This window comes from Mediterraneibacter hominis, from assembly GCF_014287475.1.
Taxonomy (GTDB): domain Bacteria; phylum Bacillota; class Clostridia; order Lachnospirales; family Lachnospiraceae; genus Mediterraneibacter; species Mediterraneibacter hominis.
The window spans coordinates 408,865-433,404 of sequence record NZ_JACOPF010000001.1 but is presented as its reverse complement, the minus strand read 5'-3'; the positions used below and the strand labels follow the sequence as shown (position 1 = coordinate 433,404).

Here is a 24,540-nt window from a genome sequence, read left to right as displayed (position 1 = left end):
TTATTTTTACTTTGATTTAGCTAAAATCCTATCTTTCATTCCAACCGGCCCGTCAGAAAACAGATCTTCATCCATTAGTTTTAAATCCTTGGCTATAATCGGTGTAAAGTCCATCAAAGCGAGCACCTGTGTTTCCAAATCAATCCCCGGTGCAATTTCGATAAGCATAACACCTTCTTCCACCAGCTTAAACACAGCGCGTTCTGTCACAATGAATACCTCTTGCTTCTTCTCTCTGGACAGCTTTCCATTAAAAGAATATTGCGCTACCTGGGATACCATTTTTCGTATTTTTCCTTCCTTTACAATCGTTAGTTTATGGTCATCAAACCGAAATTCACACCCGCTTGCTGTAAATGTCCCGCAAAATACAACCTTCTTGGCATTCTGGGTAATATCAATGAAACCGCCGCAGCCCGTACACCTTGGCCCCATCTTCGTCGCATTTACATTTCCCTGCCCATCTAATTCACCAAAGCCCATAAACGTTACATCCACACCCGCGCCATTATAATAATCCATCTGTTCATGGTGTCCTATCATGGCATACAAATTCTGTCCGATTCCAAAGTCGATTCCCCCAGCCTGCACACCTCCGTATATGCCTGACTCTACAGTGATCATAATATCGTCATTGATTCCTTCCTCATTGCTGATATTTCCAATCACATCATTTGGAATCCCTGTTCCTAAATTTACAACACAACCCGGATATACTTCTTCTATCGCCCTTCTGCCTATAAATTTTCTTACACTCATTGGAAGTGGCTCTATAGCATTCTGCGGCACTCTTGCCTGTCCGGAATAAGAAGGATCAAAAATCCATGAAGAGGTCTGTCTGTGGTCTACATCTGGATTTTCGCACACAACAATCCCGTCAATGAACACTCCAGGTACCGTTACCGCTTTAGGATTCAAAGTCCCTGTCTGCACGACTCTTTTTACCTGTGCAATCACCTTGCCGCCAAATCTTTTTGCCGCCAGAACCCCTGCCAGAACTTCTAGTTTCATCGCTTCTTCCTCTGTCGTGAGATTCCCCATTTCGTCACATTCTGTTCCTCGTATCAGGCAGATGTCAATTGGAATCTGTTTATAAAACATATATTCCTCTTCGTGGTATTCCATAATCTCTACAATGTCGTCCAACGCCTTTGTACGCTCATTCATTTTTCCACCTTCATATCGGGGATCTACGAACGTTCCCAATCCCACCTTCGACATCTTCCCCGGCAGTCCACATGCCATACTTCTGTATAATTGCGCGATCTGTCCCTGGGGCAGACAGTACGCTTCTACCTTGTTGTTCGCGATCATCTCCATCCATCGAGGCTGCAGGCCCCAATGGGAACCTATAATTCGCGTCACGAGCCCTTCATGGGCAAAATGCTGTATTCCATCCTTCCGGTCGCTCTGTCCGCAGGAATGCAGCAAGGTAAGGTTTGCCGGATGTCCCGTTTCAAGATAGGAAGCTTCAATTTCTTTTAATACCGCTTCACTGGCACTGACAAGCGTCATTCCAATCGGGCACACCGTCATATTATCCTGTATGTACCCTGCCGCCTCTTTTGCTGTAATAAAGTTTGCTTTTAACATTTAGTTTTCCTCCATCAATATTTTTTTAATTGCCACTTTATCCGTTTTTCCATTTGGTGTCTGTGGTATCTCCTCCACCATCTTGATTTTCACAGGTATTTTATATTTTGCCATACGTGTCTTCAAATACCTTTTGATTTTTTCTTCTGTCAGAGTATATCCTACAGCAGGCTGTATCAGCGCCGCTGCGACTTCTCCATATAATTCATCCGGTATGCCGACCACCGCATTATCCTGCACACCTTCTATTGCAGCAATCTCATTTTCCACATCATAACACCAGATTTTTTCACCGCCCCGGTTAATCATATTTTTCTTCCGGTCTACTACATATAAATATCCTTTTTCATTAAAGTATCCTACATCTCCTGTATACAACCAACCGTCTGCCAGACTGTCCGACTCCTGATTATAATAGCAGTCTAAAACGACGCTCCCATTTACAGCAATCTCTCCTACCTCTCCCCTCGGAACTTCTTTTCGCTCCTCATCAACAATTTTGAATTTTGTTCCTGGGACAGGCAGACCAGACGAACCAATATATATGCTGCTAGCCGCATCATCCGGGAACACCGTCGCAGGTGAAGTCGTTTCTGTGAGCCCATAAACTGTATGGAATTTTGAATGTGGAAGCCAATTATGTAACCGCAGCAGCTTCTCCTTCGTCATATTGCTGCTTCCACACGCAAACGATCTCAAAGTCGGAATTTCTTCTTCATTTTCTCCCTCTTGTATAAGTAAATTAAAAACAGTTGGAGAAGCATGAAGAAAAGTAAATCCATATTTTACCGCATCCTCTATCACTCTCTTTGCATCAAAAAATTTATGAATATGCAAGGTTCCACCCACATGAACGAATAAGCCCAATAGAGCAACGAGACCCGTAATATGATAAATCGGGGTTGCAATTACAGAAATATCATTATCCGCAACACCAAGCGTTCTTCTATATACTTCTACGGCATGCATTACATTATAATTTTTAAGCACTACCCCCTTACTCCGGGAAGTTGTACCCGATGTAAACATAATGATCGCCGTGTCCTCAGTCTTTCCCCTTTTGTTTCTCTCTGTTTCTTCTATATCCATATCACGGTTTTCCCATCCCTGGAATACCGTTTCAAACCCATATCGTTCCCCCACGTCTGTCACAGCCAGCACAGTTTTTTCTTCAAACCCTTCTTTGAACCATCCTGTATAGTCATCATCGCAGATCAAAACCTTTATATCCGCGCGTTCTATCAAAGGCAGCACCTCCGCCTTTTTAAATTTGCTCGGTAAAGGAACTGTAACCGCCCCCAGTTTTGACAGTGCTAAAAAAGCAACACAAAATTCAACACAGTTATACATAAGCAGTCCCACATGTGTTCCTTGTCTGACAGATTTTACACAGTACAAAAAAGCCGCAAGCTCATCCACCTTCTCCAGAAATTCCCGATAACTGTATTTCTTTTTTCTGTCATCATACAGCAGTGTTTTTTCTGCGTGCTGTGAAGCTGATCTTCTCAGCGATTCATACAAATTTACAGGTAATTCCGGAAAAGTGTAGATTACCTTTTCTAGCGAAACACTTTTCTGGATCATATCCCGGATCATTTCGTTAGCCCACATAGAATTTCCATCTATCACTCTGCTTCCTCCCTTTGCATATCCCATATCTTGTCGTTGTCGGACGAATCCCTTTCCCGAAAGGAATGTATTACAGGGTGCCCTTTATAGTATACATTTTCAAAATCAACCTTTACGCAATCGGTTTCTTTGTTTTTCATCATATCAAACACATTTCCGCAAGTCAATGCACATTTCTTCTATATCTCATAGTATTTTTTTAGTTATTCTGTATATTTCACTTTTCCACACCCTTTCTTTTTGTTTTATGTATTATTTACATATTTTATTTACTATTTTTGTATATTATATACAATATGCACTCTTTTTTTGTATTTTCTCTTGTTTTTTACCCCCCCCCCATGATATTATCTATTCATATCTTAAAGAAAGCGATTTCGTTAATCTCCTCTCTGATTTAGTTATCGCTTTCTTTATATATCACCATATTACTATTTCAGAAAGGAGAAAAGGTCTATGAAAAAAGGTGTAAAAATAGCATTTGTAATCTTTAATATTATCTATTTCTTTATTGATTACATATTAGTCACGTTATTGCCCAACCCGATTCTTTTTGGTTGGCTGCCTTTGCAGTTATGTATACTTTTATTTTTACCTGTACCTGCTGCAATCGTCTGGGGTCTTTACTACAACGCTTTTTTCAATACCCAGGAACATGTAAAATAAAAATTTTAAGCGAATGAGATAATAAGGAGGATATTTATGAACCCAGCTATTCTTATTAGTTTAGGAATTTTAGCCTATGCTGTCTTTATTGTATGGCATGGCTTTCGTTCCTTTAAATCTACCAGTGAATCTTCTGAAAAATTTTTCACTGCTGACCGAGGATTAAATCCTTTTGTTCTACTGTGTACTACATCTATTTCTGTATTCAGTGCCCTTGCATTTTACGGTGCTCCTGCCGGTATTTACAAAGACGGTATCGGTTTCTATTCTAACACCGGAGGTATGATAGCCGGCCTGATGTTCGTAGCTCTTGGATACAGATTATGGCTTTTAGGAAAAGAGTACGGCTTTACGACACCAGTGGATTATCTGCGTTCCAGATATTATTCCGAAGGATATGGCCTGCTCGTCTCTATTGTCCTGGTACTTTTCATTGTCCCCTATGTTGCCATGCAGCTCATTGCTATTGGGGATGCCGTTGTCGTTACAACAGATGGACTAGTTCCTTACGTGATCGCTGTTGCAGTTGGAACGATCGTCGTATCTTTACATATTGTCGGCGGAGGTATGGGATCCGTTGCCTGGATGGATACTTTCCATATGTGCTTGGGATTCGGTACCCTGATCACATTAATTGTCTATTTGACAATGCACTATTTTCCAAATGGAGGCTTTGCCGAAGCCGTAGATATCATGAGACAGAATGGAACTTTCAGCATTCTTTCCACTCCTGGTCCAAATGGAGCTTTTGACTGGCGTGGAATAGTAGGAAACGCTCTTACCGGAGCTATCGCAACGGTTGTATGGCCTCATATTTTCATGAGAACTTTCGTTGCTTCCAGTAAAGAAAATTTCCGTCAGATGTCCTGGGCTATGCCAATTTCCTATGTACTGGTTTATACTCCTATCGTATTAATTGGTGCCATCATTGCTCCTGCAATTTTAGGACCTGGTTTTTCGCAGCCTGACAACATTGTTGCCGTATTATCTACACAGTACGCTCCACCGTTTATCGCATTTATCTCTCTGTTGTGTCTGTTTGCATTTGGTGTTTCTACGGCTGATTCCCTTTTGCTTTCCGCAAGCGCGATGGCCTCCAGAGATATCTACCTGCATCACGTATATGAGCTGAAAGGAAAGACATCTAACCCAAAACAAGTCGTAAAATTTGGACGTGTTGTTCTTTTGATTCTTATGGTAATCACACTGGTTATCGTAGCAATCCGTCCGGCTTCCATTACCGACTATGCATATAAACTTTCTTCCCCATTCTTTGCACAGATACTTCCCGCTACAATGGCAGGTTTATTCTGGAAGAAAGCTTCTAAAGAGGGTGCGATTGCAGGTACTGTCGGAGGGCTTATAGTTGCAACTGTCTTTACATTCTTTGTAACTCCTCCTCTTGGTTTTTCAGCGCTTATCTGGGCATTGGTAGCAAATACTATTTTGCTTGTTGTCATCAGTCTGTTTACCAAGGTTCCTGAGGATGTAATTTCTAAATATCATACAAGAATTGATTCTATCATTTACTCCGGCGCAGAGCTTTCTTCTCTGACAGATGCTACTATCGCCGCTGTAAACAATAAATAATTTTGTGCAGAAAGGATGTTGTATATGTTTCGTTTTAACAGAGGGAATCTTGCAGAACAAGATTTTCATCAGCCTAACCACTTACAGAAAATCGTATCTGAAGAGTATCATTTGATTCCGTTTCAAGTTTATGGAGTAAGTATCCTTCATCCGGATACGTGGCAGATATATGTAAACCCTAGTAAGTCTTTTGCATTTCACGATGGTTTCGCTAAGATCGATCGTTCTGCTGATAAGCACAGCCCTGACCAGGCTTCTCTGTCGTTGAGATGGGCAAAGCTAAAAAAAGAGACAACAATCGATGAGTATATGCAGGAAATTCAAGTGCAGTATAAGAGGAAGCAAAAGAAAAATAGAAAAGACCGTTTTGAGATCGTTTCTATAGAGCCAGTAGATGGATTGCCGCATAAAGCTTACCTTATGCACTCTTCTATTCGGGCTAACCATTCTGTTTACCGTTCTTTCGGAAAAGAAGAAACAATATTGTCACTACAACTCACTACTTACTGTGATGTAACCAAACGCCTGGTCATTGCAAGTATAGCTTCTACGCCGGAGGACTTTAAGCAAAAGGAGGAAATGTATAAAAAGATATTATTTTCTTTGACCTGTCACTAAAGAAATATATACAGCATTTTTTAAGAGGACATCTCTCCTGCCAGAGTATTAACTTATAAAAGAGAGATGTCTTCTTATTTTCTTTTTTCCTGAAAAATGCTATACTAATTATATTAATTAATATTCAGAAACAATATCAGGATAAGGGGATAAAATTTATGGATAAACATTCTTATACAATAGCTGAAGTTGCTAAAATGCTTAAGGTTTCTCCTTCGACAGTATCACGTGCTATCAATAATGCCCCTGGAGTCAGTGACTCTGTAAGAGAAAAAATTCTTAATTTTGTAGATGAGATTGGTTACCGTCCCAATACAATCGCCCAGAGCTTAAGCCGTGGCAAAAGCAATATGGTAGCATTGATCCTCGGTGATATACGAAATCCATTTTATGCAGATCTCGCTTTTGGAATTCAAAAAAATTTGGACACACACGGCTATATTGTCACAACTTTTAACAGTGAATATGATTACCGCAAGGAGATAGAGTTTATTCAATTTGCCAAACAGTATCATTACTGTGGAATCATTCTTGTGACTGTCAACAGCAAAGAGGCTGATAAATATATCAATAAACTGGAGCTTCCTATTCTGCTTGTCAACCGTATCACTGAACATTACAACGGTTCCTTTGTCGTCACAGATAACTTTCAGGCGGGTTATATAGCAGCCCGACATCTAATCAATCTCGGTCATAAGAAAATCAGCTTTATGTCCGGACATCATAAAAGCTCCACTGCTTCTTACCAGCGTTTTTTAGGTTACCGTCAGGCGCTCAAAAATTATTGCCTTTCATATAATGAACAATATTGTCTCTTTGATCTGAACTGGAAGATGGAAACAGGATATGAGGCTGCGAAAAAGATTTTTTCCCTGTCCCCTTCTCCTGATTTTCCTTCTGCTTTTCTTTTGTCCAATGACTTACTTGCCCTTGGTTTCATGGATTACTGCGAAGAACACGGGATACGAATACCAGATGACGTATCCCTCGTAAGTTTTGATAATATCGTTTATTCCGGGCTGCACCGGATACAGCTTACTACCGTCAGCCAGCACGTAGAGAAAATATCGTCAGAAGCTTCTAAAGTTATGATCGATCTACTAGAGGAACCATCGAAAGAGCCCAGAAAGATTATCATAGAACCCACTTTAATCGAACGAAACACTACGCGTGCATACAAAAACGCTGAATCTTGAAATTAAGATTCAGCGTTTTTCATAATTTGTAACTATTTCAGCAAATTCCCATCTTTAAATGCATTCCCAACTTTCTCCCCCAATGCCAGATACGTATAATTTACAGGATCAAATGTAATTGGCTTTAATTTTGCCGGATCTATTTTTCCGTTTTCATCCAATATTTTTTCATCCGCATTTACATTTACAATCTCTCCCACTACACGTTCATATTCTGTATCGTAGCTAATAAGCCTGCACTCCAGCGCCATAGGGAATTCCTCTATCAAGGGCGCGTCAACGAATTCACTTGGAAAAGTGTGAAGTCCTGCCTTTTCTAGTTTATCTGGCACTTTATTTCCTGAAACGATTCCCACATAATCCGCCTCCACAACATGCGCTTCATCTGCCATACTAACAGTAAACGCCTTACGCGCCAGAATATTTTTCACAGTTTTATGTCCCGCACTTAAGCACATGGAAATCTGATTAGACTCGCTGATTCCTCCCCACGCCGCATTCATAGCGTCCGGTGTTCCGTCTTCCCCATAAGTAGCAATAATCAAAACCGGTTGTGGATACGTAAACGGTTTTGCTCCAAAATTTTTTCTCATTTTTCTTCCTTCCTTTCCCTGTTCATATTCTTCCTGCCAGGCAAGCCTCCCATATATTCCTCCGCCCGATAGAGCCACAGTAAAAAGACCCCAGTGGTGCACCACCGGGGTCTTTGCTGTAGTCAAGTTCCATGGATTACTCACTTCATTTTGCCTATTGGCATTGTAGCATATACGATTCTTAAAAGCAATATTCTTGAAAATAGTTTTTCTTGATTATTATAAATAAACAGAAGTTTCTTAGAATTTGCCTTCTTTTGTCGCTTTCTAGGTGGAAACAGGAGCCTCTGTAAACACGGGCACATACGGCCTTTTTGTTACCTGTATGTTACCTTTTCACAGCATTTTTACTTAATCTTGTTTTCCAGCTTCTTCTAGTGCTACCTGCATTTCCTCATAGACTGGCAAGCATCACGCAGACAATACCTCTGACAATATTTTTACTTCTTTATTTCAATTGCCTTTTAATTATGCTATACTCAAATTGAAAATGAAAAGCTCAAAGGAGGTCTGATCCATGTCATTAGCACATGTTAAAATTTATACAGAGGATGATTATTACAATCTGCCTGAAAATATCCGAGCAGAACTGATTGAAGGGAATCTAATCTATAATCAAGCCGCCCCGTCAAGAATTCACCAAACTATACTCGGCGAATTACACACAGTCATCAATAATTACATTAAATCAAAAGGCGGTTCCTGTCGCATCTATCCTGCCCCATTCGCCGTCAAATTGTGGGAAGATAGAAAAACCATAGTCGAACCGGATATAAGTATAATATGCGACCGCAACAAGCTCACAGACCGCGGCTGTACTGGTGCCCCCGATTGGATTATTGAGATCGTCTCTCCTGGTAATTCCAGCCATGATTACGTTTTGAAACTGAACTTATATGCGGAAGCCGGAGTAAGAGAATACTGGATCGTAGATCCTGCAAAAAAAAGTATATTCGTTTACTATCTTGAACAGGGGCATTTTAATGCTGAAGCCCATTCTTTCCACGACAGTATCAAAGCAAATATTTACGAGGACTTAACCATTAACTTTTCGGAGCTAGATCTGTAAGTTTTCTAAATATCATTCATTTTCTATCCCGGAGAGGATATTTCTTTCCGGGTATTTTCTTGTACTTTCTCCCGATAATTAAAAAAGAAAGAGACCATGTCAGAACTCTTATAGATATGCATTAGACTTGATATAGACATGCCATCGAAGAATCGCTACTCCTTGGATATGTAAATGCCTGCCATCAGATCAACCTCCGTAATAGAACGTGTAAATTTCGCGAAGCTTTCCATCGAAGCATTGTCATTTCACAGGGATAATCCTCATACCCCAGAGTATCACTTTTATGAATCCATCTATTACTCCTTTGATTCCCCTCTCTTTACAAGAACACACACCTAAATCCATGATATTTTCGCGATTTGCGGTGTTATCCTTAATCGTCGTACTCCAGTACGCCCCAATCGTCTGCCTTGTAAAAGATGAATATGCTATTAAATACATGGTCGGACATTCCATTGCAGATATTACAGAACGGGTGTACACAAAACGTGACCCCGACCGACTGAGAACAGAAATAGAAAAAATAAAATAGAATGTAATTCGTGTTTTATCCTGTAGGAATCCGCCTGTAGAAATAATGTAGGAATAATGTAGGAGTGGTCTGTATTTTCATACATTAAACCACTCCTTGCTGCTCTTAAAAATCTTTATTTTACGCTGTTTCTTAGAATTTGCCAGCCTTAGCTGCTTCCTCAATGCTTACAGCAACCGCTACTGTCATTCCGACCATTGGATTGTTTCCTGCACCGATAAGTCCCATCATCTCTACGTGGGCCGGTACAGAAGAAGATCCTGCAAACTGTGCGTCAGAGTGCATACGTCCCAGGGTATCTGTCATTCCATAGGAAGCCGGCCCTGCCGCCATATTATCTGGGTGAAGAGTACGTCCTGTACCGCCGCCGGAAGCTACAGAGAAATATTTCTTTCCTGCCTCTACACATTCTTTCTTATATGTTCCCGCAACTGGGTGCTGGAAACGTGTCGGGTTTGTAGAGTTTCCTGTGATAGAAACGTCAACGCCTTCCTTCCACATGATTGCGACACCTTCACGTACATCATTTGCCCCATAACAGTTTACTTTTGAACGAAGTCCGTCTGAATAAGCAGTTCTGGATACTTCCTTCAATTCTCCTGTATAGTAGTCATACTCTGTCTGTACATATGTAAATCCATTGATTCTGGAAATGATCTTTGCTGCGTCTTTTCCAAGACCGTTTAAGATAACACGCAGTGGTTTTTTGCGGACTTTGTTTGCTTTCTCTGCAATACCGATAGCGCCCTCTGCCGCTGCGAAAGATTCATGCCCTGCAAGGAATGCGAAGCAGTCTGTCTCCTCCTCCAGAAGCATTTTGCCAAGGTTTCCATGTCCTAAGCCTACTTTTCTCTGATCTGCAACCGAACCTGGAATACAGAATGCCTGCAGTCCTTCTCCGATTGCCGCTGCCGCGTCTGCTGCTCTTGTACACCCTTTTTTGATCGCGATTGCAGCGCCAGTGATATATGCCCAGCATGCATTTTCAAAACAGATTGGCTGGATTCCCTTAATCTGATTATAAACATCCAGTCCGGCATCTTTTGTAATCTTCTCTGCTTCTTCCAGAGAAGCAATGCCATAGCTATTTAATACTTCATTGATTTTATCAATTCTTCTTTCATATGATTCAAATAAAGCCATTTACTTGTCCTCCTGATTATTCTAATGTTATCTGTATCCATTTGCCGCGGATGCAAAATGAACTTTGTTCCTGCCGGTGTAGTTCACTTCTGCATTTTCTGCCCGCCTTTTTGACTATTCTTTACGTGGATCGATAATTTTCACTGCATCAGCTACACGGCCATACTGTCCTTTTGCCTTTTCCCAAGCATCATTTGGTGTATCGCCTGCCTTGATAAAGTCAGTGAATTTTCCAAGGCTTACGAACTGGTATCCTATGATCTCATCATTTTCATCCAGAGCAATACCTGTTACATAACCCTCTGCCATTTCCAGATAACGAGGACCTTTTGCCAATGTTCCATACATCGTTCCTACCTGAGAACGCAGTCCTTTTCCAAGGTCTTCTAATCCTGCACCGATCGGAAGTCCGTCTTCTGAGAAAGCGCTCTGTGTTCTTCCGTATACAATCTGTAAGAACAATTCTCTCATCGCTGTATTGATTGCATCACAAACTAAGTCTGTGTTTAATGCCTCTAAAATTGTTTTTCCCGGAAGGATCTCAGATGCCATAGCTGCAGAATGAGTCATTCCAGAACATCCGATTGTCTCAACCAGCGCTTCCTGAATAATTCCATCTTTCACGTTCAGCGTCAGCTTACATGTTCCCTGCTGCGGAGCACACCAGCCTACACCGTGTGTCAAACCGGAAATATCCTTGATCTCTTTTGCCTGCACCCATTTTGCTTCTTCCGGAATCGGAGCTGGTCCGTGATTAGCACCCTGAGCCACCGGACACATCATTTCTACTTCATGTGAATAAATCATGTTAAAACTCCTTTCAAATATCTATAATTTTCTTCCTATACGGCACGTTGCCTTTTTCCGCACAAAAACGGACGACCTCACGCCACCTGCCGCGAAAGGTCAGCCCTGCACCATATACAGGTATTTTCGCACAATTTTCGACATTCGTCAATCGGTACTTTGTACAAGTTTCCACGCTAATTCGGTCTTTCCTCTAACATTTCAAGCAGCATCTCAAGCGCCGTCTGTACAGTCATCAGCCGGTTCTCCATCCGGCTTCCATCAAGGTGACATTCCTTCACTGTCACATTGCCGTCCACGAAACAGCCGATATAAACAAGTCCCACCGGCTTCTCTTTTGTTCCCCCACCTGGTCCGGCAATTCCCGTCGCACTCAACGCCGCCTCTGCTCCTGCCGCTTTCGCTGCTCCAAGAGCCATCTCTTTTGCAGTCTGTGCACTAACGGCACCATAGTTCTCCAACGTCTCACGCTGCACGCCCACCAAGCGTTCTTTTGCTTCATTAGAATACGTAATGTATCCTTCACACAGTACCTTTGATGCTCCTGCCGCATTGACAAGCGTTCCTGCAATGAGCCCTCCTGTGCAAGATTCTGCCGTAGTAACTGTCATATGACGTCTAAAAAGCGCTTCAACCACTTTTTCTTCTAATTCCATTTTACATGCCTCCTTGTGTCAGCACCTGCTTATTTTTCATAATATAGTCAAACAGTGAAATGAGCGTAAGCGCGAGCGCAATCCAGATGAGAATCTCTCCAATTACATCAAATACACCTCCAAAATCTGCAATTAAAACAATGATCATTGCCATCTGGAATACGGTCTTAAATTTTCCCCAATAGCTTGCAGCAATCACAATTCCATTGTCGGATGCCACCAGCCTGAAGCCACTGATAATAAATTCTCTTGCAATAATCACAATCACAATTCCAGCAGAAAGCTTTTTCTGCGGAATCAAACAAATCATAGCTGAGCATACGAGCAGCTTATCTGCAAGCGGATCCATAAATTTCCCAAAATTTGTCACTAGATTGTATTTTCTTGCTATCTTCCCATCCAGCATATCTGTCAGGCTGGCAATCACGAAAAGTGCAAGGGCAATCCACTTATTTGCTGCTCCTCCTACATCTGTAAGCATAAAAAATACAAAAAAAGGAACCATTATTACTCTTAAAACTGTCAGTTTATTTGGCAGATTCATTCTACTAATCCTCCTATCAAATCATAATCTATGGCGCCTGTTACCTTCACCTTAGCGAAGTCTCCGGATACAAGCACCTCTTCTGTATTGATGAATATCAGCCCGTCCACATTTGGTGCATCCCGATAAGTGCGTCCTACATAGGCATTCTCATCTGCAACCTTTCCTTCTACCATCACCAATACTTCTTTTCCAACCATCGCATCTGCATTGTCGAATGCAATTTCCTGCTGAAGCTCCATCAGCTCCGCCTGTCGCTCCTCTTTTACCTCCTCTGGAATCTGATCCGGCATGCCGGCTGCGGGGGTATCCTCTTCCGCGGAATATGTAAATACACCCAAACGGTCAAATTCCATTTCATCTATAAATTGCAGCAATTCTTCATGCTGCTTTTTTGTCTCTCCGGGAAATCCTGTAATCAAAGTGGTCCGCAGGCAGATGTCCGGAATTTCTTTCCGCAGCTTTGCAATCATTTCTTTTATTTCCGCCTTTGTGGTTCTTCTTCCCATCCGTTTTAAAACCGCATCACTTGCGTGCTGGATCGGCAAATCCAAATAGTGGCAGATCTTCTTTTCTTCCTTCATCACCTGGATAAGCTCCTCTGTGATCTCCTCCGGATAGCAGTATAGCAGTCGTATCCATCTAAGTCCCGCAATTTTGCATAATTCTTTCAATAGAATAGGCAGTGTTTTCTTTCCATATAAATCTGTTCCGTATAGCGTCGTCTCCTGCGCTACTAAAATCAACTCTTTGACTCCCTGCTTTGCAAGTTCTTCTGCTTCCTTTAAAAGTCGTTCCAGGGGAACACTTCTAAAATTCCCCCGTATTTTGGGAATAATGCAGTATGTACAGCATTTATCACACCCTTCCGCAATTTTCAGATAGGCAAAATGTCCTCCCGTAGTGACAAGCCGCTTTGTATCCACGAGCGGAAGCATATCCTTGTCCTTGAGTATCACCTCACTTTTGCCTTTCAGTGCTTCGTCCACTGCTTCCAATATTTTATCATATGCAGTCACGCCCAGAACAATATCCACCTCCGGTATCTCCTGTAAAATCTCCTCACGGTATCTCTGTGCGAGACAGCCTGTCACAATCAGTGCTTTTACTTTTCCGTTCTTTTTATATTCTGCCATCTCTAGGATATTCTGGATACTTTCTTCCTTCGCATCATGGATAAAGCAGCAGGTGTTGATCACAATTACGTCCGCCTCTGCCTCATCATCTGTCATCTGGTATCCTTTCGAATCTAAAAGTCCCAGCATCACTTCTGTATCCACCAGATTCTTATCACATCCAAGAGAGATAAACAATACCTTCATCCTCGTCTCCTTTACAGTGGAAAGGACAGATACCACACATGCGCATCTGTCCTTTCTTTTTATTCTTCTGCATTTTCAGCGATAATCTTTAACTTTCCTTCATTCAGTTCTTCGATTGCAATGGAAAGCGGCTTCTCTCCGTTTTTTGTATGAACGAGAGATGGTTCTCCATCTATGAGCTGTCTCGCCCGCTTGGATGTAGCAAGAACAATCGAATACCGGCTGTTTACGATCTTTGTCTCTCCCTCTTCAACATCCTTATTTACCACTTTCATTAAATCTGTATAAGATGGGTGCAGCATAATCCTTTCTCCTTTCTGATCCCTTTTTCAAATTTTTCTTAATTCTTCTTTTATTTCCTGTATAAATTCACTGTTGCGGCTGCTGCGCAGATGTTCTCCCTGGATAATGGCATGCATTTCTTCCACGCAGGCTTTCAGATCATCATTGACAATCAGATAATCGTAGAGCTCCATGCCTTCCGCTTCCTGGGCAGCCCGCTTCATACGGGACTCGATCATTTCCATTGTCTCCGTTCCTCTCCCCACCAGACGCTTTTTCAGTTCTGCAATCGACGGCGGCGTGACGAACAAAAGCAACGTATCCGGAAACTTCTTTTTTACCTTCAATGCGCCCTGAATTTCAATTTCCAGAATCACATCTTTTCCGGAATCGAGCATTTTTTCTACATATGCTTTCGGTGTCCCGTAATAATTTTCCACATATCTAGCATACTCGATCAATTCCTCTTTCGCAATCATTTTTTCAAATTCGTCTTTTGTCTTGAAAAAATATTCTCTGCCCTCCCGTTCCCCTTCTCTTGGGCTTCTTGTAGTAGCAGAGACAGACAATGCATACGTTTCTTCATACTTAGAAAGCAGCTCTTTCATCAGTGTTCCTTTTCCGGCACCGGAAAATCCAGAAACAACAATCAGAATCCCTCTTTTTCTCATATCTTTCTCCAACTTTTTTATACTTCGTTATCTTTTTATTCTATATTTTGTATCTGTTCTCTGATTTTTTCGATCTCTGTCTTTAGCCCGATCGCATAATTAGATACTTCCAAATCATTCGCTTTCGAAAGAATGGTATTTGCCTCTCGGTTCATCTCCTGAGCAATAAAATCCAGCTTCCTGCCGACCCCTTCTTTTTCCTCTAAAGTCTTTCGCATATTCAAGACATGGCTTTTTAGCCTCACCACTTCCTCATCTGTACAGATTTTATCTGCAAATAAAATTACCTCTGCTGCAATCCGGCTTTCTTCTATCTGCGTATCGCAAAGTAGTTCCTTTACCTTAGTCTCCAGTTTTTCTCTGTATTCTGCCATAATCTGAGGCGAACGCTCCTCCACTGATGCAATCAGCTTCTCCATTCCCGTTAATTTTTCAAGAATGTCTTCTTTTAAATGTCTTCCTTCCGCAGTACGTGTCTCCACAAACTGCTGGAATGCTCCGGTAAGCGCATCCTTTAATCCCAGCCAAAGTTCTTCTTCATCCTCACACTGTTCCTCTAACGTAAGTATCTCTGGATAACGGGACAAAGCGGACACCTTGACATCATTTTCTAAAGAAAATTCTTCCTCCATCTGCTTTAAGTACTTCAAGTATTCACCTGCAAGAGACGCATTATACTTTAAAACCCCTTCTCCTTCAGATAAATTCTCATAGGTGATGAATATATCCACCTTTCCGCGGTTTGCATACTGTTTCAGCAGATTTCGGATTGCTGTTTCAAAAAAATTCAGTTTCTTTGGCATACGGATATTGACGTCCAGATAGCGGTGATTCACACTTTTTAGTTCCACCGTATATTTTCTGGAGTCTTTTTGTATCTCACATCTTCCATAGCCAGTCATGCTTTTTATCATATTATGTATCCCCTGTTTTTATAATTAAAATTGGAGCCAGTACAAAAGGCAGATATTTCTCCTTTGTACACCTACGCTATTATACCCCCTACAATAGTATGAGGTCAACCTTCAAACAGTCTTTTTTATGTCTTTGGAGTAACAGTTCAGCCATACAGTGTGCGGGAAGCATAAAACATGCCTGCATGTTTTTGCGAGCGTACATCTGTATGAGCTTAAGCGCCCATCAATGAGTAAAACGGCGGCGGCAGCCACGATAAGCACGCAGTGCGGTTTTACGAAAGGCGTGGGCTGAACTGTTACTCTTTGGGAAATCCCTTATAGCCTCAAAATACAGCATTCTTGCTAAAAACAAGTAAAAACTCCTTCTTTTTGATGAAAATATAAGCTGCTTGTGGTATGATTTGTAAGTATATTATAAAAAGGTATACCCTAAAGGGCATCCCGTAATACATTCCCTTCGGGAGGACGGGCTTCGCCCAATAAGGTATACCCTAAAGGGCATCCCGTAATACATTCCCTTCGGGAGGACGGGCTTCGCCCAATAAGGTATACCCTAAAGGGCATCCCGTAATATACTCCCTTCGGGAAGGCGGGCTTCGCCCAATACTATATGAATTGAGGATAATTATGGCTTTTGATGGAATTGTCGTGGCGAATCTCGTCTATGAATTAAAAACAGAACTATTAAATGGAAGAATTACAAAAATTGCACAGCCCGAGCCAGATGAACTACTGTTGACTGTGAAATCTGCTGCCGGCCAGAAAAGGCTTTACATCTCGGCCAGTGCTTCTCTTCCTTTGATTTACCTGACAGAAGAAAATAAACCCAGTCCTATGACTGCCCCCAACTTCTGCATGCTCCTGCGCAAACATATAAACGGCGGGAGAATCGTAAATATATGGCAGCCTGGATTAGAGAGAATCCTGCATTTTACAATCGAGCACCTCGACGAATTGGGAGATCTGTGCCAGAAGGAGCTGATTGTGGAAATCATGGGAAAGCACAGTAATATTATCTTCTGTGATGCCAAAGGAAACATCATTGACAGCATTAAACATGTCTCCGCACAAATGAGCTCTGTGCGCGAGGTTCTGCCTGGAAGATCCTATTTCATCCCAGACACGATGAAAAAAGCAGATCCTTTCTGCGTATCAGAAGAAATGTTCTTTTCACTGCTGACTGAAAAAGCGATGCCTCTTTCAAAGGCAATTTATACAAGTTTTACAGGCATCAGTCCAACTGTGGCAGAAGAAATTACATTTCTGTGCGGTATAGATTCTTCAATCCCGGCAAAGGAGCTTTCTGGTGACGTACTGCATCATCTGTACAATCAGTTTCATATTTATTTGTCTGATATAAAGAACAACAACTTTACACCTGCCATCTACTACGACGGTGCAGAGCCAACAGAATTTTCCTCTCTGCCTCTCACCCATTTTAAAAACTATAGCCGCAGAGAGTTTTCTTCCATCTGTCTTGTCCTTGAAACCTATTATTCCCTGCGCAATACTCTTACCCGTATTCGGCAGAAATCAGCAGATCTGCGTCACATCGTTCAAACTGCATTAGAACGGAACCGAAAGAAATATGACTTGCAGCTCAAACAACTAAAGGATACTCTAAATCGTGATAAATACAAAATATATGGAGAATTGATTCATACTTACGGATACAATCTGGAGGAAGGTGCAAAAAAATTGGAAGCTCTAAATTATTATACAAACGAAATGGTTTCCATTCCTCTAGATGCGGGGAAAACGCCGGCAGAAAATGCACAGCGTTATTTTGATAAATACAACAAGCAAAAGCGCACCTTTGAGGCACTTTCCCATTTAAGCCAGGAGACAAAAGAAGAAATTTTATATCTGGAATCTATTCAAACTGCACTGGATATTGCACTGACAGAGGAAGATCTCTCAGAGATTAAAGAAGAACTTATTCGTTCCGGATATATGCGCCGGAAGTTTACAAGAAAAAAAATAAAAATTAAAAATCAGCCGCTCCACTATATTTCCAGTGACGGATTTCATATGTATGTTGGAAAAAACAATCTGCAAAATGACGAACTCACCTTTAATTTTGCCGTTGGAAACGACTGGTGGTTCCACACAAAAGATGCTCCTGGTTCTCACGTCATCGTCAAATCAGAAGGACGTGAGCTTCCGGACTCTACATTCGAGGAGGCAGGCAGGCTTGCCGCCTACTATTCCAGTATGCGCGGCGGCAAAAAAGTAGAGATCGATTACGTAGAAAAAAAACATGTCAAAAAGCCTAAGGGCGGCAAACCAGGATTTGTCGTCTACTATACCAATTACTCACTTATTATAGACAGCGATATCCGCCAGATTACACCGGCAGATTAAAAAACAACGGACGGTATTTTCAATTCTGCACTGCCGGCTCATTTTAAGCCTCCATTACAGAATTGAAAATACCGTCCATTTACTTTTTACGGTACATATATTTTATTCCGCCGCTTCTTTTACCTCCTGCGGCACCTGTATCTGCGGCACTTTCCCATAGTCTCTGAATATAAGCTCTATTGTAAAGTCGCTTACATTTTTCCCTTCTCCATAGGAATCATACAGGTTTTCTACCGCCTCTTTCATATCTACAATCATTCGCGCCGGAAGCATCTCTTCTTTATAGACGTCAAAAATCACCGGAATTTTCATATTTTCCACTGTATCCATTTCCGGAAGTTCCAAAAGTCCAAATGCATAAATCATTTCTTCGCCCAAAAAATCTGTCAATTCTTTGCATGGAATATCCCCATACATCTGATAACACTCTTTTCCCTCCACTTCTACTGTTTCTTTCGACAAGTGGAATGCTTCCATAGGTTCCTTGGCAGATTGAAAAAAGTTTTCATTCACTCCGATTTGGGAGGAAGCGCCTGCCGTTTCTTTTGTCCACTCATCATAGATACTGCTGTAGGTCACATGCTCGTTTCCCTCTGTCACCTGGTAAATCTCCATTTCACTGGCAACTTCCGTCCCTTTTACATTTACCTTTGCCGTCCCTGCCGCATGCCCTGCCCGCGGGGAGGCGGTTGACTCCATCTCCATCTCCATGGATACCCCCATACTGTCCACCACTGCATCTACCTGGAAATCTAATTTTACAGTATTGGCAAAGGACTTTTCCTTCTCCATATTCTTCGCCGCATTGTCCACCAGCTTTTTCGATGTCACCTGGCTGCACCCTGTCAGGCATGCCAGACATACACCGATTAAGGCAACGTACTTTCCTGTCAAAGCAACGCGCCTTTTCTTTTTTATTTGATCCATAACACTCTCTTTTCTAAGCTTCCGGCAATTTTTGGCCAAGCAGATAGTCAATAAACTGCTGGGCCGTTCTTCCAGACATTCCCCCGTGAGATAATTCCCACTTGTTTGCCTCCAGAAGAAGTTTTTCCTCCGGCATGGAGATTTCGTTTACTTTTGCCAGTTCTTTTACAATCTGCTGAAATTCCTTTTTATCTGGAGAACCGAAATAAATCGTCACACCGAATCTTGCCACCAGAGACAGCTTTTCCTGCACCGTATCATTGGTATGAAGCTCTTCGTCCCTGTCTGCTTTGTCTTTAAAGGTCTCCCGCACAAGGTGCCTGCGGTTGGAGGTTGCATAAATCAGAACATTTTGGGGCTTTCTCTCCAGTCCGCCTTCAATCACTGCCTTCAGATATTTATATTCCGTTTCAAATTCTTCAAAGGAAAGATCATCCATATAAATGATAAACTTATAATTCCTGTTTTTAATCTGTGCAATGACATCATTTAAGTCTTTAAACTGGTGTTTATAGACTTCAATCATCCGAAGCCCTTGATCGTAGTACTGATTTAAAATCGCCTTAATAGAAGAAGATTTTCCTGTACCTGCATCTCCATACAGCAGGCAATTATTTGCCCGCCGTCCTTCCACAAACGCCTCTGTATTGTCCTTAAGCTTCTTCTTTGCGATCTCATAACCGACCAAATCATCCAAATGTACATGAGCAATGTTGGTAATTGGAACAATCTGCGCTGTGCTCCCTTCGGGGTGTTCTACCCGGAAGGCTTTGTGAAGCCCCAGCTTTCCTACGCCGAATTCTTTATAAAATTGTGTCATTTTTTTCTTAAATGCTTCTATAGATGCAGCTTCTCCAAGTGCTTTACTTAAGTCACAAATCCTGTCCCGGATACGGCGGTTAAAAATCTTTCCAGCATTTTTGCCATTCTCATAAGAAAATAAAACAGACAAGCAAGGCGCCTTAAGCGTCTCTTCCATCGGCTTAAAATCATAGTCAAACAATTCCTTGAAAATGGAAAAGTCATGCTCTGCAATTACATTAACACTCCCTTTTACCTCTCCTACAATCTCGCAGGATGTACTGTAAGCATTCTCATCGTTTGCCAGCAGAAAGGTAAGATAAGCATGCCACAGATTTCCTTCAAATCCATGACTTGTGGAAAGCTCCAAAATTTCATTCATACATTCAAACAAAAGAGCTCTTAAATCTTCCCGATTGTAATACTCGCTGGCATAATTCTCCATCAAAAAAGCCATATCCTTTAAGACTTTTCCATAGTCCATATTTTTATATAGCATCAGTTCATTGATTCTCATTCTATATCCTCTTTTAATAATTTCCAAGTATCTTTAAATTCCTGGCTTCTTCTCTAAGTCCTCGTATTGCATTTTTTACAGCCGGTTCTGCCATATTTCCCTCAAAATCCACGAAAAACCGATATTCCCAGTTTCTTCCTTCTATCGGACGAGATTCAATCTTCGTCATACTTAAATCATTGTATATAAAATGGGAAAGAATCCTGTAAAGGGAGCCGCTTTCATGGGGCAGTTCAAAGCAAATGCTAATCTTATCCGCTTCTTTTAAAAATATTTTCTGGTTTGTCACCACAATAAAACGAGTTGAGTTATTCGGTTCGTTGTTTATCTCATCTACCAAGACAGACAACCCGTATACTTTTGCCGCATAAGCGCTGCACACAGCCGCCTGTGTTTTATCCTGATCCTCTAATATTTTCTTTGCCGCAACGGCTGTATTGACAACACTGATCTGCTGCCAGTGCGCCTGCTCATCCAGAAAGCGGGAAGTCTGCATCAGTGCTTCTGCCTTAGAATAGACTCTCTGGATGTCTGAAATATCAGCCCCCGGCAGTCCCGACAGTGTATTCGTAATTGGAATGATCGTCTCCGCCACAATATAATTTTCAAACTCGTCCAGCAGATCATACATCTCATTGACCGCGCCCGCTGATGAATTTTCAATTGGCAGCACCGCATAGTCTGCAGCACCCTCTTCAATCGCCTCCATTGCATCCCGAAATGTACGCACATGAAAGCTATTTACATTTTCTCCGAAATATGCCTGCATTGCCGCCTGTCCATAGGCGCCTTCCACACCTTGAAACACCACTCTGGCCGATTCTTTTTCCAGAGAATCTACCTGGATAAACGGCAGCTTTCCAAGAGCCCCCGCCTCTACCAACTGCTGATACTGCAGCTTCCTGCTCATAGACATGAGCTGTTGATACAGCTCTTGAATTCCTTTTTTATTAAATTCTCCAGATACCTTAGACGCTACATCCAAAAGTTTATTTTTTTCTCTAGTCCGGTCAAAAACCTTCCGGCCGGACTGAATCTTGTATTCTCCTACTTTGCTGCACACTTCCATCCGTTTTTCATACAGCTTTGCCATCTGATCATCTATTTCATCCAACTGTTTTCTTAATTCTTCAAGTGCCGCCATTTTTTCTTCTCCTTTTGCAAAAACTAAATCACATTATAATACATTTCAAGCATAAAATCTACGTTTTCTGCTCATACTTTTTCCTATGAAGAACAAATTTATTTTATGCGGCACCCTCGGCTGGTGCATGGAAATCCTGTTCACAGGATTACATTCCTTAAAAAACAAAGAGCATACGCTTACTGCACGCACCTCCATCTGGATGTTTCCGATTTATGGCATGGCCTGCCTCCTGACCCCTGCCTGCCGCCTCTTAAAAGGAAAGAGTCCCCTCCTGCGCGGAAGTATTTATACCTGTTGTATTTTTGCCGGAGAATATATCACAGGCAGTATTTTAAAAAGACACCATGCCTGCCCTTGGGACTACACAGATGCACGTTTTAATATAAATGGCGTGATTCGTTTTGACTATGCTCCGCTATGGTTTGGAGCAGGTCTTATTTTTGAAAAATTCCTGTCATAAAACTTAAAAATTTCCGGTTGAAAATCCTTTATAGATAGTATATCATTAGAGGAAGGAAATTTTGCACAGGCTTTTTGTGCCTTGTGCCAGCAGACAGGGAGGTTACATATATGAATATTACGCAATGCATCAAAACCCGAAGAAGTATTCGTAAATATAAGCCGGATTTAATTGAACATTCCATTATTGATTCTATTATTTCAGCAGCTTCTTATTCCCCTTCTTGGAAAAATACCCAAATTACTCGTTATATTGCAATTGAAGATGTTTCTCTTCGAAAACAGATTGCAGACAATTATACCCCTCCTTACAATTCCCAAATTATCAGCCAGGCTCCTTTGCTTATCGCATTGACCTTTTTAAAGGGACGCTGTGGTTTCGAACGCGACGGTTCTTATTCCACTAAAAAAGAAGACCGCTGGCAGATGTTTGACGTAGGAATATGCGCACAGACTTTCTGTCTTGCTGCAAAAGAGCACGGATTGGGGACTGTTATTATGGGGATTTTTGATGAAGACGGAATTTCCCATCTTCTTCGCATACCAGAAGATCAGGAACTGGCCGCTTTAATCGCAGTCGGTTATCCGGCGATAGAACCGGAAGCACCCCGACGCAAAGCTGTAGAAGAATTACTGGAATACAGATAAGAATATACGCCGTTTACCGGCAGCAATAGGAGGATATTTTATTTATGAGACATTTGATGAGCCCACTCGATTTTTCTGTGGAGGAACTGGACAAACTGTTGAATCTAGCCCAGGATATTGAAAAATACCCTGAAAAATATGCGCACGCCTGTGCTGGGAAGAAGCTTGCAACCCTCTTCTATGAGCCAAGTACCCGCACCAGATTAAGCCATGAGGCTGCCATGTTGAATCTTGGAGGAAGTATCATGGGATTTTCTTCTGCTGACTCTAGTTCAGCGGCAAAAGGAGAAAGCGTATCCGATACAATCCGAACGATCTCCTGTTATGCAGATATTTGTGCTATGCGTCATCCAAAAGAGGGGGCCCCTATGGTGGCAAGCCAGCACTCCTCTATCCCTGTTATCAATGCTGGGGACGGAGGTCACCAGCATCCTACACAGACACTGACAGATCTTCTGACGATTTTAAACGTAAAAGGCAGGCTGGACAATATGACTATCGGTCTGTGCGGTGATTTAAAATTCGGTCGTACTGTACATTCTCTTATTCATGCCCTGGTTCGTTATCCAGGCATCCGTTTCATCCTGATCTCTCCGGAAGAGCTTCGCCTGCCCGGATATATGCGCCATGATGTGCTGGATAAGCTTGGGATTCCATATGAAGAAGTTGTACGGTTAGAAGAGGCTATGCCGGAGCTCGACATACTCTATATGACCAGGGTTCAAAGGGAACGTTTCTTCAATGAAGAAGACTATGTCCGTATGAAAGACTTCTACATATTGGATAAAAAGAAAATGCTTCTGGCGCCTTCCGATATGTATGTGCTTCACCCACTTCCTCGTGTGAACGAAATCAGTGTGGAGGTTGATGAGGATCCAAGGGCAGCTTATTTCAGGCAGGTGCAGTACGGCGTCTATGTACGCATGGCTCTTATTCTTACCCTGCTTGATATCCATGTCGATTGACAAGGCACGCATCATATCATTGTTGTATGAAATATAATAAGAGGAGGCAGATTCTATGGTAAAAAACACTTTGAATGTAGGACGTATTTCCGAGGGGTTCGTGCTTGACCACATTGAAGCAGGAAAAAGTATGGAAATTTATAAATATTTGCACTTAGATAAGTTAGACTGCTGTGTTGCAATCATTAAAAATGCGAAAAGTACAAAAATGGGAAAAAAAGACATTATTAAGATTGAGTGTCCAATTGACTTTATGGATTTAGATATTCTTGGCTTTATCGATCATAATATCACAGTAAATATTATTGAGAATGAGCAGATTGTTTCAAAAAAAGAGCTTCGGCTTCCAAAAGAAATCACCAATGTAATCCGCTGTAAAAATCCGCGGTGCATCACTTCTATCGAACAGGGACTCGATCACGTTTTTGTTCTCACAGATGAAGAAAAACAGACTTATCGCTGTAAATACTGTGAAGAAAAATACAGCTTATAATTCTTAGCAGGCAGCTTATATGGAAACAAAGCGTATTTTACAGGAAGCTTTGATTTATGAGATTCTCTCGGTAGTCGAAGAAATCCCCGAGGGAAACGTTGCTACTTATGGACAGATTGCCGGACTTATCGGCAAGGAGAAAAATGCAAGGCTTGTCGGCAAAGTGCTTAGTATGGCAGAATACTATGGAACGTATCCCTGCCATCGGGTTGTAAACCATGCTGGGAGACTGGCTCCAGGCTGGTTTGAGCAAGGTATACTGTTAAAAGAAGAAGGGGTTCCCATGAAAGACAGTACACATGTGGATTTAAAAAAATGCCAGTGGGATCCGTAAATAGTTAAAAAAACACCCATTTCTATTTATCAGAACAATTTAGAAAGGACGTTG

25 protein-coding genes are annotated in these 24,540 nt (G+C 41.7%); 11 read left to right on the top strand and 14 right to left on the bottom strand.

From position 1 onward, the window contains the following. Positions 1–6: 6 nt before the first annotated feature. Complete coding sequence (locus tag H8S37_RS01965; protein WP_186874374.1) at positions 7–1,593, bottom strand: acyl CoA:acetate/3-ketoacid CoA transferase; 1,587 nt, start codon at positions 1,591–1,593, stop codon at positions 7–9. Then, a complete protein-coding gene (locus H8S37_RS01960) occupies positions 1,594–3,222 on the bottom strand; it encodes a class I adenylate-forming enzyme family protein (RefSeq protein ID WP_186874373.1) in 1,629 nt (542 codons plus the stop codon). 456 nt (positions 3,223–3,678) lie between these two features. On the opposite strand from H8S37_RS01960, the gene H8S37_RS01955 reads away from it, so the two are divergent. The 4 genes from H8S37_RS01955 (at position 3,679) to H8S37_RS01940 (ending at position 7,292) form a co-directional block, all read left to right on the top strand. After that, entirely contained in the window at positions 3,679–3,888 is a 210-nt protein-coding gene (locus H8S37_RS01955; protein WP_186874372.1) for a hypothetical protein, read from the top strand. Between the two features lie 36 nt (positions 3,889–3,924). Next, positions 3,925–5,478: a sodium:solute symporter family protein gene (locus H8S37_RS01950; protein WP_186874371.1), complete on the top strand. Its 1,554-nt coding sequence runs from the start codon at positions 3,925–3,927 to the stop codon at positions 5,476–5,478. Between the two features lie 24 nt (positions 5,479–5,502). Then, entirely contained in the window at positions 5,503–6,096 is a 594-nt protein-coding gene (locus tag H8S37_RS01945) for a hypothetical protein (protein ID WP_186874370.1), read from the top strand. Between the two features lie 158 nt (positions 6,097–6,254). Further along, positions 6,255–7,292: a LacI family DNA-binding transcriptional regulator gene (locus H8S37_RS01940; RefSeq protein WP_186874369.1), complete on the top strand. Its 1,038-nt coding sequence runs from the start codon at positions 6,255–6,257 to the stop codon at positions 7,290–7,292. 32 nt (positions 7,293–7,324) lie between these two features. Here H8S37_RS01940 and H8S37_RS01935 read toward each other — a convergent pair whose 3' ends face one another. Continuing rightward, complete coding sequence (locus H8S37_RS01935; RefSeq protein ID WP_186875735.1) at positions 7,325–7,885, bottom strand: flavin reductase family protein; 561 nt, start codon at positions 7,883–7,885, stop codon at positions 7,325–7,327. 517 nt (positions 7,886–8,402) lie between these two features. Here H8S37_RS01935 and H8S37_RS01930 point away from each other — a divergent pair. Then, entirely contained in the window at positions 8,403–8,954 is a 552-nt protein-coding gene (locus H8S37_RS01930; RefSeq protein ID WP_186874368.1) for a Uma2 family endonuclease, read from the top strand. A gap of 667 nt (positions 8,955–9,621) precedes the next feature. Here the strand turns inward: H8S37_RS01930 and H8S37_RS01925 are convergent. The 8 genes from H8S37_RS01925 to H8S37_RS01890 form a co-directional block, all read right to left on the bottom strand. Beyond that, positions 9,622–10,632 (bottom strand): GGGtGRT protein, encoded by a 1,011-nt coding sequence (locus tag H8S37_RS01925; protein ID WP_186874367.1) that lies wholly within the window; start codon positions 10,630–10,632, stop codon positions 9,622–9,624. Positions 10,633–10,746: 114 nt separating this feature from the next. Further along, positions 10,747–11,439 carry an iron-sulfur cluster assembly scaffold protein gene (locus H8S37_RS01920; RefSeq protein WP_186874366.1) on the bottom strand — a complete coding sequence of 231 codons (693 nt, stop codon included), beginning with the start codon at positions 11,437–11,439 and terminating at the stop codon, positions 10,747–10,749. Between the two features lie 176 nt (positions 11,440–11,615). Further along, positions 11,616–12,095 (bottom strand): CinA family protein, encoded by a 480-nt coding sequence (locus H8S37_RS01915; RefSeq protein WP_186874365.1) that lies wholly within the window; start codon positions 12,093–12,095, stop codon positions 11,616–11,618. 1 nt (position 12,096) lies between these two features. Then, positions 12,097–12,639, bottom strand: a complete 543-nt coding sequence (pgsA, locus tag H8S37_RS01910) for a CDP-diacylglycerol--glycerol-3-phosphate 3-phosphatidyltransferase (protein ID WP_186874364.1) — start codon at positions 12,637–12,639, stop codon at positions 12,097–12,099. After that, entirely contained in the window at positions 12,636–13,961 is a 1,326-nt protein-coding gene (rimO, locus tag H8S37_RS01905; RefSeq protein ID WP_186874363.1) for a 30S ribosomal protein S12 methylthiotransferase RimO, read from the bottom strand. The genes pgsA and rimO overlap by 4 nt, the downstream gene beginning before the upstream one ends. 59 nt (positions 13,962–14,020) lie before the next feature. After that, positions 14,021–14,263 (bottom strand): DNA-directed RNA polymerase subunit omega, encoded by a 243-nt coding sequence (gene rpoZ, locus H8S37_RS01900; RefSeq protein ID WP_186874362.1) that lies wholly within the window; start codon positions 14,261–14,263, stop codon positions 14,021–14,023. 27 nt (positions 14,264–14,290) lie between these two features. Then, a complete protein-coding gene (gene gmk, locus H8S37_RS01895) occupies positions 14,291–14,914 on the bottom strand; it encodes a guanylate kinase (RefSeq protein WP_186874361.1) in 624 nt (207 codons plus the stop codon). Positions 14,915–14,949: 35 nt separating this feature from the next. Next, positions 14,950–15,828, bottom strand: coding sequence for a YicC/YloC family endoribonuclease (locus tag H8S37_RS01890; RefSeq protein WP_186874360.1), 879 nt, complete (start codon positions 15,826–15,828; stop codon positions 14,950–14,952). 630 nt (positions 15,829–16,458) lie between these two features. Between H8S37_RS01890 and H8S37_RS01885 the strand changes: the two genes are divergently transcribed. Further along, the gene (locus H8S37_RS01885; protein ID WP_186874359.1) at positions 16,459–18,195 is read left to right on the top strand and encodes an Rqc2 family fibronectin-binding protein; all 1,737 of its coding nucleotides are present in this window, start codon (positions 16,459–16,461) and stop codon (positions 18,193–18,195) included. 102 nt (positions 18,196–18,297) lie between these two features. Here H8S37_RS01885 and H8S37_RS01880 read toward each other — a convergent pair whose 3' ends face one another. The 3 genes from H8S37_RS01880 to H8S37_RS01870 are packed head-to-tail and all read right to left on the bottom strand — an operon-like array spanning position 18,298 to position 21,584. Next, positions 18,298–19,122 carry a DUF6612 family protein gene (locus H8S37_RS01880; RefSeq protein ID WP_186874358.1) on the bottom strand — a complete coding sequence of 275 codons (825 nt, stop codon included), beginning with the start codon at positions 19,120–19,122 and terminating at the stop codon, positions 18,298–18,300. A gap of 13 nt (positions 19,123–19,135) precedes the next feature. Then, positions 19,136–20,440 (bottom strand): ATP-binding protein, encoded by a 1,305-nt coding sequence (locus tag H8S37_RS01875; RefSeq protein WP_186874357.1) that lies wholly within the window; start codon positions 20,438–20,440, stop codon positions 19,136–19,138. Positions 20,441–20,453: 13 nt separating this feature from the next. After that, positions 20,454–21,584 (bottom strand): bifunctional chorismate mutase/prephenate dehydratase, encoded by a 1,131-nt coding sequence (locus H8S37_RS01870; protein ID WP_186874356.1) that lies wholly within the window; start codon positions 21,582–21,584, stop codon positions 20,454–20,456. A gap of 85 nt (positions 21,585–21,669) precedes the next feature. Between H8S37_RS01870 and H8S37_RS01865 the strand changes: the two genes are divergently transcribed. The 5 genes from H8S37_RS01865 (at position 21,670) to H8S37_RS01845 (ending at position 24,486) form a co-directional block, all read left to right on the top strand. Next, positions 21,670–22,047: a putative ABC transporter permease gene (locus tag H8S37_RS01865; RefSeq protein ID WP_186874355.1), complete on the top strand. Its 378-nt coding sequence runs from the start codon at positions 21,670–21,672 to the stop codon at positions 22,045–22,047. 110 nt (positions 22,048–22,157) lie between these two features. After that, positions 22,158–22,694, top strand: coding sequence for a nitroreductase family protein (locus H8S37_RS01860; RefSeq protein ID WP_186874354.1), 537 nt, complete (start codon positions 22,158–22,160; stop codon positions 22,692–22,694). Between the two features lie 44 nt (positions 22,695–22,738). Then, the gene (gene pyrB, locus H8S37_RS01855) at positions 22,739–23,659 is read left to right on the top strand and encodes an aspartate carbamoyltransferase (protein WP_186874353.1); all 921 of its coding nucleotides are present in this window, start codon (positions 22,739–22,741) and stop codon (positions 23,657–23,659) included. 55 nt (positions 23,660–23,714) lie between these two features. Next, positions 23,715–24,152 (top strand): aspartate carbamoyltransferase regulatory subunit, encoded by a 438-nt coding sequence (locus tag H8S37_RS01850; RefSeq protein WP_186874352.1) that lies wholly within the window; start codon positions 23,715–23,717, stop codon positions 24,150–24,152. Between the two features lie 19 nt (positions 24,153–24,171). Next, on the top strand, positions 24,172–24,486 hold the full coding sequence (locus H8S37_RS01845; RefSeq protein WP_186874351.1) for an MGMT family protein: 315 nt from the start codon (positions 24,172–24,174) through the stop codon (positions 24,484–24,486). Positions 24,487–24,540 lie beyond the last annotated feature (54 nt).

Bases quoted from the DNA above. Each gene is read 5' to 3' on its own strand.
- H8S37_RS01965 (WP_186874374.1), bottom strand. From the start codon at position 1,593: ATGTTAAAAGCAAACTTTATTACAGCAAAAGAGGCGGCAGGGTACATA.
- H8S37_RS01955 (WP_186874372.1), top strand. From the start codon at position 3,679: ATGAAAAAAGGTGTAAAAATAGCATTTGTAATCTTTAATATTATCTAT.
- H8S37_RS01950 (WP_186874371.1), top strand. From the start codon at position 3,925: ATGAACCCAGCTATTCTTATTAGTTTAGGAATTTTAGCCTATGCTGTC.
- H8S37_RS01945 (WP_186874370.1), top strand. From the start codon at position 5,503: ATGTTTCGTTTTAACAGAGGGAATCTTGCAGAACAAGATTTTCATCAG.
- H8S37_RS01940 (WP_186874369.1), top strand. From the start codon at position 6,255: ATGGATAAACATTCTTATACAATAGCTGAAGTTGCTAAAATGCTTAAG.
- H8S37_RS01935 (WP_186875735.1), bottom strand. From the start codon at position 7,885: ATGAGAAAAAATTTTGGAGCAAAACCGTTTACGTATCCACAACCGGTT.
- H8S37_RS01930 (WP_186874368.1), top strand. From the start codon at position 8,403: ATGTCATTAGCACATGTTAAAATTTATACAGAGGATGATTATTACAAT.
- H8S37_RS01925 (WP_186874367.1), bottom strand. From the start codon at position 10,632: ATGGCTTTATTTGAATCATATGAAAGAAGAATTGATAAAATCAATGAA.
- H8S37_RS01920 (WP_186874366.1), bottom strand. From the start codon at position 11,439: ATGATTTATTCACATGAAGTAGAAATGATGTGTCCGGTGGCTCAGGGT.
- H8S37_RS01915 (WP_186874365.1), bottom strand. From the start codon at position 12,095: ATGGAATTAGAAGAAAAAGTGGTTGAAGCGCTTTTTAGACGTCATATG.
- pgsA (WP_186874364.1), bottom strand. From the start codon at position 12,639: ATGAATCTGCCAAATAAACTGACAGTTTTAAGAGTAATAATGGTTCCT.
- rimO (WP_186874363.1), bottom strand. From the start codon at position 13,961: ATGAAGGTATTGTTTATCTCTCTTGGATGTGATAAGAATCTGGTGGAT.
- rpoZ (WP_186874362.1), bottom strand. From the start codon at position 14,263: ATGCTGCACCCATCTTATACAGATTTAATGAAAGTGGTAAATAAGGAT.
- gmk (WP_186874361.1), bottom strand. From the start codon at position 14,914: ATGAGAAAAAGAGGGATTCTGATTGTTGTTTCTGGATTTTCCGGTGCC.
- H8S37_RS01890 (WP_186874360.1), bottom strand. From the start codon at position 15,828: ATGATAAAAAGCATGACTGGCTATGGAAGATGTGAGATACAAAAAGAC.
- H8S37_RS01885 (WP_186874359.1), top strand. From the start codon at position 16,459: ATGGCTTTTGATGGAATTGTCGTGGCGAATCTCGTCTATGAATTAAAA.
- H8S37_RS01880 (WP_186874358.1), bottom strand. From the start codon at position 19,122: ATGGATCAAATAAAAAAGAAAAGGCGCGTTGCTTTGACAGGAAAGTAC.
- H8S37_RS01875 (WP_186874357.1), bottom strand. From the start codon at position 20,440: ATGAGAATCAATGAACTGATGCTATATAAAAATATGGACTATGGAAAA.
- H8S37_RS01870 (WP_186874356.1), bottom strand. From the start codon at position 21,584: ATGGCGGCACTTGAAGAATTAAGAAAACAGTTGGATGAAATAGATGAT.
- H8S37_RS01865 (WP_186874355.1), top strand. From the start codon at position 21,670: ATGAAGAACAAATTTATTTTATGCGGCACCCTCGGCTGGTGCATGGAA.
- H8S37_RS01860 (WP_186874354.1), top strand. From the start codon at position 22,158: ATGAATATTACGCAATGCATCAAAACCCGAAGAAGTATTCGTAAATAT.
- pyrB (WP_186874353.1), top strand. From the start codon at position 22,739: ATGAGACATTTGATGAGCCCACTCGATTTTTCTGTGGAGGAACTGGAC.
- H8S37_RS01850 (WP_186874352.1), top strand. From the start codon at position 23,715: ATGGTAAAAAACACTTTGAATGTAGGACGTATTTCCGAGGGGTTCGTG.
- H8S37_RS01845 (WP_186874351.1), top strand. From the start codon at position 24,172: ATGGAAACAAAGCGTATTTTACAGGAAGCTTTGATTTATGAGATTCTC.